Origin of the sequence: Burkholderia sp. BCC0398 (genome assembly GCF_902833245.1) — a bacterium.
In the GTDB taxonomy this organism is placed as follows: domain Bacteria; phylum Pseudomonadota; class Gammaproteobacteria; order Burkholderiales; family Burkholderiaceae; genus Burkholderia; species Burkholderia sola.
On record NZ_CADFEM010000015.1, the window covers coordinates 60,704 to 74,107 of the forward strand.

General features: G+C 68.2%; 11 protein-coding genes. 8 read left to right on the forward strand and 3 right to left on the reverse strand.

Annotation, left to right across the window (positions count from 1 at the left end; all coding sequences use genetic code 11):
* Nucleotides 1-71 precede the first annotated feature (71 nt).
* From HWX76_RS28410 to dprA, 3 genes are all read right to left on the reverse strand, one after another.
* On the reverse strand, nucleotides 72-2,669 hold the full coding sequence (locus HWX76_RS28410; protein ID WP_050011118.1) for a DNA topoisomerase III: 2,598 nt from the start codon (nucleotides 2,667-2,669) through the stop codon (nucleotides 72-74).
* 192 nt (nucleotides 2,670-2,861) lie between these two features.
* Nucleotides 2,862-3,242 carry a thioredoxin family protein gene (locus HWX76_RS28415; RefSeq protein WP_050011119.1) on the reverse strand — a complete coding sequence of 127 codons (381 nt, stop codon included), beginning with the start codon at nucleotides 3,240-3,242 and terminating at the stop codon, nucleotides 2,862-2,864.
* A gap of 36 nt (nucleotides 3,243-3,278) precedes the next feature.
* Nucleotides 3,279-4,595: a DNA-processing protein DprA gene (gene dprA / locus HWX76_RS28420; RefSeq protein ID WP_176016698.1), complete on the reverse strand. Its 1,317-nt coding sequence runs from the start codon at nucleotides 4,593-4,595 to the stop codon at nucleotides 3,279-3,281.
* Nucleotides 4,596-4,780: 185 nt separating this feature from the next.
* Here dprA and def point away from each other — a divergent pair, with 185 nt between their 5' ends.
* The 8 genes from def to esaR all read left to right on the forward strand — a co-directional run bounded on the left by def (nucleotide 4,781) and on the right by esaR (nucleotide 13,349).
* Complete coding sequence (def, locus tag HWX76_RS28425) at nucleotides 4,781-5,284, forward strand: peptide deformylase (RefSeq protein ID WP_006485794.1); 504 nt, start codon at nucleotides 4,781-4,783, stop codon at nucleotides 5,282-5,284.
* Between the two features lie 34 nt (nucleotides 5,285-5,318).
* A complete protein-coding gene (gene fmt, locus HWX76_RS28430; RefSeq protein WP_050011121.1) occupies nucleotides 5,319-6,311 on the forward strand; it encodes a methionyl-tRNA formyltransferase in 993 nt (330 codons plus the stop codon).
* Nucleotides 6,312-6,431: 120 nt separating this feature from the next.
* Nucleotides 6,432-7,073 (forward strand): LysE family translocator, encoded by a 642-nt coding sequence (locus HWX76_RS28435; RefSeq protein ID WP_050011122.1) that lies wholly within the window; start codon nucleotides 6,432-6,434, stop codon nucleotides 7,071-7,073.
* A 100-nt stretch (nucleotides 7,074-7,173) separates the two neighbouring features.
* Nucleotides 7,174-8,031 (forward strand): zinc metalloprotease HtpX, encoded by an 858-nt coding sequence (gene htpX, locus HWX76_RS28440; RefSeq protein WP_011546484.1) that lies wholly within the window; start codon nucleotides 7,174-7,176, stop codon nucleotides 8,029-8,031.
* 233 nt (nucleotides 8,032-8,264) lie between these two features.
* Nucleotides 8,265-9,656, forward strand: a complete 1,392-nt coding sequence (rsmB, locus tag HWX76_RS28445; RefSeq protein WP_089488947.1) for a 16S rRNA (cytosine(967)-C(5))-methyltransferase RsmB — start codon at nucleotides 8,265-8,267, stop codon at nucleotides 9,654-9,656.
* The gene (locus HWX76_RS28450) at nucleotides 9,653-10,243 is read left to right on the forward strand and encodes a DUF4390 domain-containing protein (RefSeq protein WP_006477467.1); all 591 of its coding nucleotides are present in this window, start codon (nucleotides 9,653-9,655) and stop codon (nucleotides 10,241-10,243) included. Before rsmB ends, HWX76_RS28450 begins: the two co-directional genes overlap by 4 nt.
* Nucleotides 10,233-12,647, forward strand: coding sequence for a sensor histidine kinase EsaS (gene esaS / locus HWX76_RS28455; RefSeq protein WP_089491792.1), 2,415 nt, complete (start codon nucleotides 10,233-10,235; stop codon nucleotides 12,645-12,647). The genes HWX76_RS28450 and esaS overlap by 11 nt, the downstream gene beginning before the upstream one ends.
* Entirely contained in the window at nucleotides 12,648-13,349 is a 702-nt protein-coding gene (esaR, locus tag HWX76_RS28460) for a response regulator transcription factor EsaR (protein WP_176016699.1), read from the forward strand.
* Nucleotides 13,350-13,404 lie beyond the last annotated feature (55 nt).

Below are 13,404 nucleotides of genomic sequence, written 5' to 3' on the forward strand. Positions count from 1 at the left end.
TCGATCCGCGTTTTTTCATGGCTGCGTGCCGGCGCCGGGCACGCTCGAAGCGGCGCCCGGCGGCCGGGCCGTCACGAACCCGTCTTGCGCGCCGTCGTCTTGCGGGCGGCGGTCTTGCGTGCCGGCGCCGGTTTCTCTTCGGCGCCTTCGGTCACGGTTTCGGCATCCTTCGTCGCCGATTTGGCCGTCTTCTTCGCGGCGGCCGCCTTCGGTTCCTTCTTCTCGAACTCGAAGCCGATCTTGCCGTCCGGCTGCTTCACGAGGAACGCCTTGAAGTTGCGGCCGGTACGCGACGACTTGAAGCCCGGCAGCAGATCCGTACGGCCGTCGGCCAGCAGCTTGCCCATCTGCTCGCGCGTGATTTCCTGCTGCAGGATCACCTTGCCGGAGCGGAAGTCGCAGGTCTTCGGGTTCGCGACCGAGTGCTCGCACACGTAGCTCATCCCGTGCTCGAACACGCGGCCCTTGCACTTCGGGCACGCGCCGACCGGTTCCTGCGCGGAGAAGTCGGGCGCTTCGCCTTCCTCGCCGCCCTGGTCCTGGCCGAAATCGAACTCGAGCTTGTAGTTCTTCGTCTCGTCGTCGAAGGACAGCTTGAGGATCGCCGAGAACGGGCGGCCCATCTTGCTGCGGAATCCGGACAGCGGCCCGATTTCCTTCTTCTGCAGCAGTTCTTCGACTTCCGGGATCTCGAATTGCCGGCTGCCCGGGATCTTCGAAATTGAGAAGTCGCACTTCGTGCACGCGAAGCGGCGGTAGTTTTCCTTCACCTGGCCGCCGCAGTTCGGGCACGGCGTCTGAAGGGTCGCGTAGTCGCCGGGAATCGTGTCGGAATCGTATTCCTTCGCACGCTTGACGATCTGCTGCGTCATGCGGGCGATTTCCTGCATGAACGCGTCGCGGCCGAGATTGCCGCGCTCCATCTGCGACAGCTTGTATTCCCATTCGCCGGTGAGCTCGGGCGCGGTGAGTTCCTTCACGCCGAGGCCGCGCAGCAGCGTCATTAGCTGGAACGCCTTCGCGGTCGGGATCAGTTCGCGGCCTTCGCGCAGCAGGTACTTCTCGCCGAGCAGGCCTTCGATGATCGCCGCGCGCGTCGCCGGCGTGCCGAGGCCCTTGGCGGCCATCGCCTCGCGCAGCTCGTCGTCCTCGACCAGCTTGCCCGCGCCTTCCATCGCGGACAGCAGCGTCGCTTCCGAGTAGCGTGCGGGCGGCTTCGTCACGAGTGCGACGGCGGCGATTTCGTCCGTTTTCACCTTCTCGTCCTTCTGCACCGGCACGAGGTTCGCGTCCGCGCCTTCGGCGTCGCGGCCGTACACCTGCAGCCAGCCCGGCTCGACGAGCACCTTGCCCTCGGTCTTGAAGTGATGGCCGGCGACTTCGGTGATCCGCGTCGTCACGCGGAATTCGGCCGCCGGGAAGAACACCGCGAGGAAGCGCTTCACGACCAGGTCGTACAGCTTCTGCTCCGGTTCGGACAGCGACTTCGGCGCCTGCAGCGTCGGGATGATGGCAAAGTGGTCGCTGATCTTCGAGTTGTCGAAGATCCGCTTGTTCGGCTTCACCCAGCCCTTGTCGAGCACCTGCTTCGCATGCGGCAGGTAGTTGTTGCTTTCCTTGAGCATCTCGAGCGTGGACTGGACCGTCGACAGGTAGTCTTCCGGCAGCGCGCGCGCGTCGGTACGCGGGTAGGTCAGCACCTTGTGCTTTTCATACAGCGCCTGCGCGAGGCCGAGCGTGTTCTTCGCGGAGAAGCCGAAGCGCCCGTTCGCCTCGCGCTGCAGGCTCGTCAGGTCGAACAGCAGCGGCGACAGTTGCGTCGACGGCTTCGATTCCTCGGACACCGTGCCGACCTGGTCGCGGCAGGCGGCGACGATCGTTTCGGCGGCCGGCAGGCTCCACAGGCGGGAGTCGCGCTTTTCCGGATCGAATTCGTCGCGCTTGAATTTGGGGTCGTACCACTTGCCTTCGTAGAAGCCGCCCGCGCACGCGAATTCGGCCTTCACTTCCCAGTAGTCGCGCGGGACGAAGCGGCGGATTTTCTCTTCGCGTTCGACGACGATCGACAACGTTGGCGTCTGAACGCGGCCGACGGTGGTCAGGAAGAAGCCGCCGCCCTTGCTGTTGAACGCGGTCATCGCGCGGGTGCCGTTGATCCCGACGAGCCAGTCGGCTTCCGAGCGGCAGCGTGCGGCGTCGGCGAGCGGCTGCATGTCCGAGTCGCTGCGCAGGTTCGCGAAACCGTCGCGGATCGCCTGCGGCGTCATCGATTGCAGCCAGAGCCGCTGGACCGGCTGCTTCGCCTTCGCGTGCTGCGCGATCAGGCGGAAAATCAGCTCGCCTTCGCGCCCCGCGTCACATGCATTGATCAGGCGGTCGACGTCCTTGCGCTTCATCAGCTTCGTGAGGACCTTCAGGCGCGACTCGCTTTTTGCGATCGGGTTCAGGTCGAAATGCGGGGGGATGACGGGTAGATGCGCGAAGCTCCATTTCCCGCGCTTGACCTCGTACTCCTCCGGGGCGGCGATTTCCAGCAGGTGGCCGACAGCGGACGAAAGAACGAAATCGTCGCTCTCGTAATACTCGTCATGCTTGGTAAAGCCGCCCAAAGCGCGTGCGATGTCGTTCGCGACAGAAGGCTTTTCCGCAATGATCAGTGCTTTGGACATGACAGGTGTGTGTTGGTAGACCGGGTTCGCCGGTGTAGGTCCCTTTTACGACCGCTTTATAGCACACGCCGCAGCGACGGCGGCTCAGCGTGTAAAAAGCGGCTCATCATAGAGGGGGGCCGCAACGGCGGCAAGCGCCGGGCGCGGCGGCGCGCGCAAACCCGCGCCAAACCGCCGCGCCGGCCCGCGAATTCAGGCTTCGACGTTCAGGACGTCGCGCAATTTCGGTGCGTGCGGCGCACCAGGCACCGCGCTCAGGTCGGACAGCATGCGCTCGACGATCGCCGCGTGCGGCAGCACCGTGCCGAAGAAGCGTGCGGTGTGCGCATCCTCGATCAGGATGGTCGGGAAGTTCTCGACGTCGAGATCGTCGAGCCGGTCGGCATGGGTTTCGATGTCGATCCACGCGAAGCAGGCGTCCGGATGCGCGTCGGCGAGCTGGTCGAAGGCGGTCCGGTAGTCGCGGCACGTGCCGCACCAGTCGGCGCACAGGCACGCGACCAGCAACGTGCCGGGATCGGCGAGGCGCTCGGCGATCCGATCTGCGTCGGTGTCGAGATTCAGCGCGGGCATGGCATTCCTTGGGTAGCGTCGGCGGCCGGGCCGCCCCTATGCCGGGGAATGTAGCACGCCCCGCGCGGACGGGGTGGGCGCCGCATCAAGCTGCGCGAAGCGTCCGCCGGGGACACTGGCGACGCGGCCGGCCAGCTCCAGCGCGAGCAGCGCGCCATGCAGCACGTCGTCGGACAGGCCGCTGTGCTCGGCGAGCCATTCATACGTCACGGGCCCGTATCCCAGCGCGGCGAGCACTGCCTGTTCCGACGGGTTGCCCGGTGGCCGGGCTTCGATGCGAGGGGGCGGCGGCGCGCCCGCGACGGCGCGATCCGTTGGCGCGACGCCGGCAGCTTCGGGTTCGCGAATCGCACCGGCGTTCTCGCCCCGGTTGCCGGCCCGCGTCGCGCCGCCCGTTGCGCGCGCGGCCGGCTCGCCCAGCCCGTATTCCTCGAGCACGTCGAGCGGCGCCGCGGTGAGCTTTGCGCCGTCGCGGATCAGCGCGTGGCAGCCCTGCGCGAGCGGGGCGTGGATCGAACCGGGCATCGCGAACACATCGCGCCCCAGTTCGTTCGCGAGCCGCGCGGTGATCAGCGAGCCCGAGCGCGGGGCCGCCTCGACGACGAGCGCGCCGATCGCCAGCGCGGCGATCAGCCGGTTGCGCTGCGGGAAATGTGCGGCGCGGGCCGGCGTGCCGAGCGGCCATTCCGACACGATCGCGCCGTGCGCGGCGATTTCGTGGGCGAGCGCACGGTGCCGCGCCGGATAGACGAGATCGGCGCCCGTCGCGATCACCGCGACGGTGCCCGACCGGCCGTCGAGCCCGCCACGATGCGCGGCGCCGTCGATCCCGAGCGCGAGGCCCGAGACGATCGTGAGGCCCGCGTCGGACAACGCGTGGGCGAAGTGCGCGGCGTCGGCGAGCCCTTGCGGCGTCGCATGGCGGCTGCCGACGATGGCGAGGCCGTGTGCGTGCAGCAGGTCGAGCCGCCCCTTTACATATAGCAGCGGCGGCGGATCGTGCAGGTCGCGCAGCCGCGGCGGGTAGGCCGGGTCGCTCAGCGTGACGAGCCCGTTGCCCGGCCCGTCGAGCCACGCGAGCACGGCGCGGGTGCGCGTGTCGAGATCGTCGCGCTCGCTTGCGCGCACGGCCTGCGCGGCGGCGGGGCTGCTCACGGCGGCGATGGCTTCGTCGGACGCGCGCAGCAACGCCGCCGGCGAGCCGAATGCCGCGAGCAGCGCCTGTAGCACGGCGGCCGAGAGGCCGGGCGCATGCGCGAGCTGCAGCCAGGCGCGCAGCGCGGCGGGCGTCAGCGCTTGCGGGGACATGAGGCGGCCCTCGAATGCGGCGTCCAGCGGAGCGCGTGGCGCCATGATAAAATTTTCATCATCCGAAATACTCGACAGGGCCGTGCGCGCAGGCGCCCGGCCGATTGCAGGAGGCGCGATCCGCGGCATTGATATGCCACGCATCCGCCTCATCTTCATTGCATCCCGGCGGCGGCGCCAGCCGGCCGGATGGCCGATGCGGCGCGCCGCTCCACCGAATACCGAACACCATGGCTTTGCTCAATATTCTTCATTACCCCGACAAGCGGCTGCACAAGGTCGCGAAGCCCGTCGACAAGGTCGACGACCGGATCCGCAAGCTCGTCGCCGACATGGCCGAGACCATGTACGCGGCGCCCGGCATCGGCCTGGCGGCCACCCAGGTCGACGTGCACGAGCGCGTGATCGTGATCGACGTCTCCGAGGAGAAGAACGAGCTGCGCGCGTTCATCAACCCGGAAATCGTGTGGTCGAGCGACGCGAAGCAGACCTACGAGGAAGGCTGTTTGTCGGTGCCCGGCATCTACGACGAAGTCGAACGTCCCGACCACGTGCGCGTGCGCGCGCTCAACGAGCAGGGCGAGACGTTCGAGCTCGACTGCGAAGGGTTGCTCGCGGTGTGCGTCCAGCACGAGATGGATCACCTGATGGGCCGCGTGTTCGTCGAATACCTGTCGCCGCTCAAGCAGACGCGTATCAAGACGAAGATGAAGAAACTCGAACGCGCGATGTGATGCGCGTGCGCCCAGCCCGACCCCGAACGCTGTCATGACCCATACGTTGCGCGTGATTTTTGCCGGTACGCCGGAATTCGCCGCGGCCGCTCTTGCCGCGATCCACGAGGCCGGTTTCCCGGTGCCGCTCGTGCTCACCCAGCCCGATCGCCCGGCCGGGCGCGGGATGAAACTCCAGGCGAGCGCGGTGAAGCGCTACGCCGTCGAGCACGGGATGACCGTCGCGCAGCCGCCGTCGCTGCGCCGCGCGGGCAAGTACCCGGCGGAGGCGGCCGACGCGATCGAGCTGCTGCGCACGACGCCGCACGACGTGATGGTGGTGGCCGCGTACGGCCTGCTGCTGCCGCAGGAAGTGCTCGACATCCCGCGCGCCGGCTGCATCAACATCCACGCGTCGCTGCTGCCGCGCTGGCGCGGCGCCGCGCCGATCCATCGTGCGATCGAGGCCGGCGACGCCGAGACGGGCGTTACGCTGATGCAGATGGACGTTGGCCTCGACACCGGCGCGATGATCGAGGAGGCGCGCCTCGCGATCGCGCCCGACGATACGACCGCGACGCTGCACGACCGGCTCGCCGCCGACGGCGCGCGGCTGATCGTCGACGCGCTCGTGCGGCTCGAGCGCGACGGCACGCTGCCGGCGACGCCGCAGCCGGCCGACGGCGTGACCTATGCGGAAAAGATCGGCAAGCACGAAGCGGCGCTCGACTGGCGCAAGCCGGCCGACGTGCTCGCGCGTCAGGTGCGTGCGTTCGATCCGTTCCCGGGCGGCGTCGCGACGCTCGACGGCGCGGCCATCAAGCTGTGGGCGGCCGAGCCCGTGGCTGCGCCGGCCACGATTGCCGACGCGGCGCCCGGCACGATCGTCGAAGCCGCGCCGGAAGGCGTGGTGGTCGCATGCGGTAGCGGCACGCTGCGCGTGACCCAGTTGCAGAAACCGGGCGGCAAGCGGCTGCCCGCGCGAGAATTCCTCGCCGGTTCGCCGCTCGCCGCCGGCCAGCGGTTCGCGCTGCCCGACGTGGACTGACACGGCCCGAGCGTCATTCGACCCGGTCCGCCGGCCCGGCGCAACTGGCCGGACGGCCGAGTCGCGCGGGGCGGCAGGCGCGCGTAGAATTTCCCTGCGCTCTCCGGTTTCGAGGTTTTCATGTTCGGCATCACCCATTTCGGCTTCTTCGTGTTCGCGGTTTTCCTGCTGAACATCACGCCCGGTCCCGATACGGCCTACATCGTCGGCCGCAGCGTCGCGCAGGGGCGCGGCGCGGGGCTGATGTCGGCGTTCGGCATTTCGGCCGGCTGCTGCGTCCATGCGCTCGCCTGCGCGTTCGGCCTGACCGCGCTGCTGGCCGCGTCGGCAACCGCGTTCACGGTGATCAAGCTGGTCGGCGCCGCGTACCTGATTTATCTCGGCGTGCGGATGATCATCGCGAAGCAGGCCGCCACGCCGTCGGGCGCCGAAGCCGCGCAGGCCGCGGCCGCCAAGCCGCTGCGCCAGCTGTTCATGCAGGGTTTCTGGACCAACGTGCTGAATCCGAAGGTCGTGCTGTTCTTCGTGTCGTTCTTTCCGCAGTTCGTATCGGCCGACAGCCCGCACAAGGCCTGGGCGTTCCTGACCCTCGGCGCGGTGTTCGTCGCGATGAGCACGGTCTGGACGAGCGTGGTCGCGTGGGTGGCGGGCAGCGTCACGCAGCGCTTTTCCGGCAAGCCGGGCGTCAGGAAGTGGCTCGACCGCACGGTCGGCAGCGCTTTCGTCGGGCTCGGCCTTCGTCTCGCCGCTTCGCAACGCTGAGATTGAATTTTTCCGGCAAGACCTTATCTAACAAATCACTTACAATTTTCCGCCGTGCGCTGTGATGCGCGGCGGGTCCCCTGACGGATAAGGAGTGGGTATGTTCAATTGGGTCAAAACGGCGATGCTGATGGCCGCGATCACGGCCCTGTTCATCGTGATCGGCGGGATGATCGGCGGCTCGCGCGGCATGACGATCGCGCTGCTGTTCGCGCTCGGCATGAATTTCTTCTCGTACTGGTTCTCGGACAAGATGGTGCTGCGCATGTACAACGCGCAGGAAGTCGACGAGAACACGGCGCCGCAGTTCTACCGGATGGTGCGCGAGCTGGCCACGCGCGCGAACCTGCCGATGCCGCGCGTCTACCTGATCAACGAGGATGCGCCGAACGCGTTCGCGACGGGCCGCAACCCGGAGCACGCGGCGGTCGCCGCGACGACGGGCATCCTGCGCGTGCTGTCGGAGCGCGAGATGCGCGGCGTGATGGCGCACGAGCTCGCGCACGTGAAGCACCGCGACATCCTGATCTCGACGATCACCGCGACGATGGCGGGCGCGATCTCGGCGCTCGCGAACTTCGCGATGTTCTTTGGCGGGCGCGACGAGAACGGCCGGCCGGCCAACCCGATCGCCGGTATCGCGGTCGCGCTGCTCGCGCCGATCGCCGGCGCGCTCATCCAGATGGCGATTTCGCGGGCCCGCGAGTTCGAGGCCGACCGCGGCGGCGCGCAGATTTCCGGCGATCCGCAGTCGCTCGCCACCGCGCTCGACAAGATCCATCGCTATGCGGCGGGCATCCCGTTCCAGGCGGCCGAAGCGCATCCGGCCACCGCGCAGATGATGATCATGAATCCGCTGCACGGCGGCGGTCTGCAGAACCTGTTCTCGACGCACCCGGCCACCGAGGAGCGCATCGCGCGCCTGATGGAGATGGCGCGCACCGGCCGCTTCGAGTGACGCTTGGCGACCCGCGCGGCCGTTGCCGCGCGGGGTCGCTTCGCCACCCCGCATGCTTCGCGCTGCGGGGTGTTTCATTTGTGCGCGCCGTAAAGGGGCCAAAGGGGCAGCATGGCCGCACGCTACAATGCGCGGTTTGGGATCGCCGGGCCAACTGGCGGTTGCGATCCCGCCGTTTGCCGCACCCGATTGCTCGCGCCTGTTTGCCGCGCTTGTTTGCCGATTCCGCACCGATGACACGACCCCGTTCTTCCGCTTCGACTTCCTCCGGCCGCCCGGCGCGCCTGGCTGCGCTGCACCTGGCGCCCGATTCGCTCGGCTTCGCGCTCGACGCGGCCGCGCAGGCGGTCGATGCGGTGCGACGCGGCACCGCGTTGCCGGCGGCATTGTCGGCGGTATTCGCGCAGATGCCATCCGGTGCGCAGCCGCTCGCGCGCGGCGCGACGCAGGACGTCGCCTATCGGACGATGCGCCGCCTCGGCAGCGCGGACTGGCTGATCGGCAAGTTCGTCAGCAAGGCGCCGCCCGCGCACGTGCACGCGGTGCTCGCCGGTGCGTTCGCGCTGCTGCTCGACCCGGCGGACGAGGCCGCGTACCCGGCGTTCACGGTGGTCGACCAGGCCGTCACCGTCATCGGCGCGCGGCGCGAATTCGCGTTCGCGAAGGGGATGGTCAACGCGGTGCTGCGCCGTTTCCTGCGCGAGCGCGACGCACTCGTCGCCGCGATGCAGGACGACCCGGTCGCGCGCTGGAACTACCGCGCGTGGTGGGTCGATGCGGTGAAGCGTGCATGGCCCGACGCGTGGCAGGCGATTCTCGCGGCCGGCGAGCGTCAGGGGCCGCTGACGCTGCGCGTGAATGCGCGCCGCGTGAGCGTCGACGCGTATCTCGACACGCTGCGCGCGAATGGAATCGAAGCGACCGCAATCGGCCGGCATGCGGTGCGACTCGCGTCGGCGCTGCCGGTCGAACGCATTCCGGGCTTCGCCGACGGCGTGGTGTCGGTGCAGGACGCCGGCGCGCAGCTCGCGGCCGAATGGCTCGGCGCGCGCGACGGCATGCGCGTGCTCGATGCGTGCGCGGCGCCCGGCGGCAAGACGGGCCATATTCTCGAACTCGCCGATGCGGACGTCGTGGCGCTCGAAAGCGACGCGACGCGCGCCGCGCGGATCGGCGAGAATCTCGTGCGCCTGTCGCTCGCCGCGAACGTGTGCGTCGGCGACGCCGGCGCGCCGGACGCGTGGTACGACGGGCGTCCGTTCGATCGCATCCTGGCCGACGTGCCGTGCTCGGCGTCCGGCATCGTGCGGCGGCACCCCGACATCCGCTGGCTGCGCCGCGAGGCCGACATCCCGGCGCTGGTCGCGGAGCAGCGGCGCATCCTGTCCGCGCTGTGGCCGCTCGTGAAACCGGGCGGCGAACTGCTTTACGTGACCTGCTCGATCTTCCCCGAGGAAGGCGAAGGGCAGGCCCGCTGGTTTGAAGCGGCCTGTGAAGATGCGGTACGATTGGACGCCCCCGGCCAACTGCTGCCGGGCGGCGTGCAGGGACGGGCGGCCGCCGGCGCACTCGACCAGAACACCGATCACGACGGATTTTTCTACGCGCGGTTTCAGAAACGGTGACGATCAAACACCTTTTTCCCTTTCGGCTCGCGGCCGTCTTGCTGGTCGCGTTGACGCTGTGTCTGGCCGTCGTCCGGCCGGCGCATGCCGAATCGATCGCCGTGCAGCGCGCGTCGCTCCAGTCCGACGGAAGCGGCTGGAGCCTCGACGCACGGTTCGACTTCGAGCTGAATCCGAACCTCGAGGATGCCGTCAACAAGGGCATCCCGCTTTACTTCACGACCGACTTCGAGCTGAGCCGCGCGCGCTGGTACTGGTTCGACGAGCAGCCGGTGGCGGTCACGCAGACGATCCGCCTGTCGTTCCAGCCGCTCACGCGCGAGTACCGCGTGTCGACGGGCGGCCTGCAGCTCGGCTTTCCGTCGCTGAAGGATGCGCTCGCGGTGGTCCGGCACATCACGTCGTGGCACGTGATCGACCGCAACCAGGTGCGCGCGGGCGAAACCTACACGGCGTCGGTGCGCATGCAGCTCGATACGGCGCTGATGCCGAAGCCGTTCCAGGTCGATGCCGTGAACAACCGCGACTGGACGCTCGGGTCGGACTGGAAGCGCTTCAACTTCACGGTGACCGAACGTGCTAAATAAAGTACGCCGCGCGGCCAGCGGGAAGAGCCTCCTGATCCGCGTGATCGTCTCGACGGTCGCGCTGACCGCGCTGCTGCTGCTCGTGCTGCTCGCGGCCGCGAGCGCGAACACCGAATTCTTCGACCGCTACTACTCGTGGCTGTACGCGACGAACATCGTCGTCGCGCTCGTGTTCCTGCTCGTGGTGCTCGGGCTGATCGGGATGATCGTCGTGCGCCTGAGGAAGGGCAAGTTCGGCACGCGGCTGCTCGCGAAGCTCGCGGTGTTCTTCGCGCTCGTCGGTGTGGTGCCGGGCGGGATCATCTACATCGTGTCGTACCAGTTCGTGTCGCGCAGTATCGAATCGTGGTTCGACGTGAACGTCGAGACGGCGCTGACGGCCGGCCTGAACCTCGGCCGCGGGATGCTCGATGCGTCGCTGTCCGATCTGCAGACGAAGGCGCGGCTGATGTCCGACCAGCTCGCGAGCGTCGATGCGAACACGAACGGCACGACGCTCACGCTGCTGCGGCTGCGCGACCAGTTCGGCGTGCAGGACGCGACGATCGTCGAGCCGAGCCGCGGCGGCTCGGGTGCCGCGCCCGACCTGCACATCGTCGCGCAGGCGTCGGGCAATTTCGCGGCGCTGATTCCGGACGACCTGCCGACGCCGCTGATGCTGAGCCAGGCACGCGAACACGGCGCGTATGCGGCGATCGAGGGCGAAGTCGACGGCGACCCGCGCGCGCACGGTGCGAAGGGCGCGCTGCGGCTGCGCGTCGTGCGGCCGATTCCCGATGCGACGACGTCGCTGCTGCAGCCGGCGGAGCGGTTCCTGCAGCTCACGCAGCCGGTGCCGCCCGGGCTCGCGCACAATGCGGACGCGGTGCAGCGCGCGTACCGCGAGTACCAGGAAAAGTCGCTCGGCCGCACGGGCCTGCGCAAGATGTACATCGGCACGCTGACGCTCGCGCTGTTTCTCGCGACCTTCATCGCGATGATGCTCGCGCTCGCGCTCGGCCAGCAGCTCGCGCGGCCGCTGTTCCTGCTCGCGCAGGGCACGAAGGAGATCACCGAAGGCGACTACACGCCGAAGCGCGAGATCAAGACGCGCGACGAGCTCGGCTTCCTTACGCAGTCGTTCAACGCGATGACGCGCCAGTTGTCGGAGGCGCGGCTCGCGGTCGAGAAGAACCGCATCGCGCTCGAGCATTCGAAGACGTATCTCGAGAGCATTCTCGCGAACCTGACGGCCGGCGTGTTCGTGCTCGACCGGCAGTTCCGGCTGACGACGGCCAATCGCGGCGCCGAGCGGATCTTCCGGCAGCCGTTCAACTCGCTGATCGGTACGACGCTCGACCGGATCGGCGTGGCCGCCGGGTTCGGCGCGATGGTGCGCAAGGCGTTCGCCGATCGCGAGGCGGCGTCCGACGGCGGCAGCGGCGATCGCGGCCACTGGCAGCAGCAGTTCGCGATCGAGGTGCCGGGCGAAACCGATCCGCTGACGCTGCTCGTGCGCGGCACGCGGCTCGTGTCGACGGTCGAGGGGCAGGCCGACGATCCGCAGACGTCCGGCTACGTCGTCGTGTTCGACGACATCTCCGACGTGATTTCCGCGCAGCGTTCGGTTGCGTGGGGCGAGGTCGCGCGGCGGCTCGCGCACGAGATCAAGAATCCGCTGACGCCGATCCAGCTGTCGGCCGAGCGGCTGCAGATGAAGCTGTCGGACAAACTCTCACCGCCCGACGCGGACGTGCTCAAGCGCGGCGCGACGATGATCGTGAACCAGGTGGCCGCGATGAAGCGGATGGTCGACGATTTCCGCGAATACGCGCGCACGCCGCCGGCGGTGCTCGCGAACCTGCAGTTGAACGAACTGGCGAGCGAGGTGCTCGGGCTGTACGGCGTCGGCGAAGGCAAGAACCCGATCGTCGCCGAACTCGCGCCGTCGCTGCCGGTGATTCGCGGCGACGCGACGCAATTGCGCCAGGTGATTCACAACCTGCTGCAGAATGCGCAGGATTCGGTTGCGGAGTCCGCGCATCCGCGTGTGTTGATCGAAACCAAGACAGTAGAATATGGCGACCCCGACGCCGAGGGCAAAACGCGCGTCGCGGTACGTCTGACCGTGTCCGACAACGGGCCCGGTTTTCCGGCACGCATCCTGACCCGCGCGTTCGAGCCTTACGTGACGACGAAGGCGAAGGGCACGGGGCTCGGGCTGGCCACGGTCAAGAAAATCGTTGACGAGCACGGCGCGCGGATCGATCTGCGCAATCGCATGCACGGCGAGACCGTCGAGGGTGCGCAGGTGTCGATCCTGTTCCTGCAGATGGCGAGCGATACGCCAGGCGCCGAACCCGGTGCGCAGGACGGGGCGACTCCCGCCAAGACAAAAGCAAGTGAGCAGACAAAGGCAGCGTAAATGGCAACCATCCTGGTGGTAGATGATGAAATGGGCATCCGGGAATTGCTCTCGGAGATCCTCAGCGATGAAGGACATGTCGTCGAGGCGGCGGAGAACGCGCAGGCCGCGCGGGAATACCGGCTGAATCAGGCGCCCGATCTCGTGCTGCTCGATATCTGGATGCCCGATACCGACGGCGTCACGCTGCTCAAGGAATGGGCGGCGCAGGGGCTGCTGACGATGCCCGTGATCATGATGTCCGGGCACGCGACGATCGATACGGCCGTCGAGGCGACGAAGATCGGCGCGCTCGATTTCCTCGAGAAACCGATCGCGCTGCAGAAGCTGCTGAAGTCGGTCGAGCACGGGCTTGCGCGCGGCGCGGCGCCGGTGTCCGCGAACGCGGCGGCGAAGGCGGGCGGCGGGCAGGCCGCGGGGCCGGCGGCGGTCGCGTCCGCGGCGGCGCTGCCGACGCTCGGCGACGACATGGCGTCGGCGCTCGGCCTCGCGGTCCAGACGGCCGCGATCCCGTTCGACATCCCGTTGCGCGAGGCGCGCGATGCGTTCGAGCGCGCGTACTTCGAATATCACCTCGCGCGCGAGAACGGCAGCATGACGCGCGTCGCGGAGAAGACGGGCCTCGAGCGCACGCACCTGTATCGCAAGCTGAAGCAACTCGGCGTCGAGCTCGGCAAGAAGCCGTCGGAAGGCGCGCTGTAAAAAATTTCGCGAAAGCACTTGCTCGGGGCCGAATAGCTCGATATACTTTCATTCT

Excerpts from the sequence above, each read along its gene's own strand:
- fmt (WP_050011121.1), top strand. The coding sequence starts at position 5,319 with ATGACCCATACGTTGCGCGTGATTTTTGCCGGTACGCCGGAATTCGCC.
- HWX76_RS28435 (WP_050011122.1), top strand. The coding sequence starts at position 6,432 with ATGTTCGGCATCACCCATTTCGGCTTCTTCGTGTTCGCGGTTTTCCTG.
- HWX76_RS28410 (WP_050011118.1), bottom strand. The coding sequence starts at position 2,669 with ATGTCCAAAGCACTGATCATTGCGGAAAAGCCTTCTGTCGCGAACGAC.
- HWX76_RS28415 (WP_050011119.1), bottom strand. The coding sequence starts at position 3,242 with ATGCCCGCGCTGAATCTCGACACCGACGCAGATCGGATCGCCGAGCGC.
- rsmB (WP_089488947.1), top strand. The coding sequence starts at position 8,265 with ATGACACGACCCCGTTCTTCCGCTTCGACTTCCTCCGGCCGCCCGGCG.
- def (WP_006485794.1), top strand. The coding sequence starts at position 4,781 with ATGGCTTTGCTCAATATTCTTCATTACCCCGACAAGCGGCTGCACAAG.
- esaR (WP_176016699.1), top strand. The coding sequence starts at position 12,648 with ATGGCAACCATCCTGGTGGTAGATGATGAAATGGGCATCCGGGAATTG.
- dprA (WP_176016698.1), bottom strand. The coding sequence starts at position 4,595 with ATGGCGCCACGCGCTCCGCTGGACGCCGCATTCGAGGGCCGCCTCATG.
- htpX (WP_011546484.1), top strand. The coding sequence starts at position 7,174 with ATGTTCAATTGGGTCAAAACGGCGATGCTGATGGCCGCGATCACGGCC.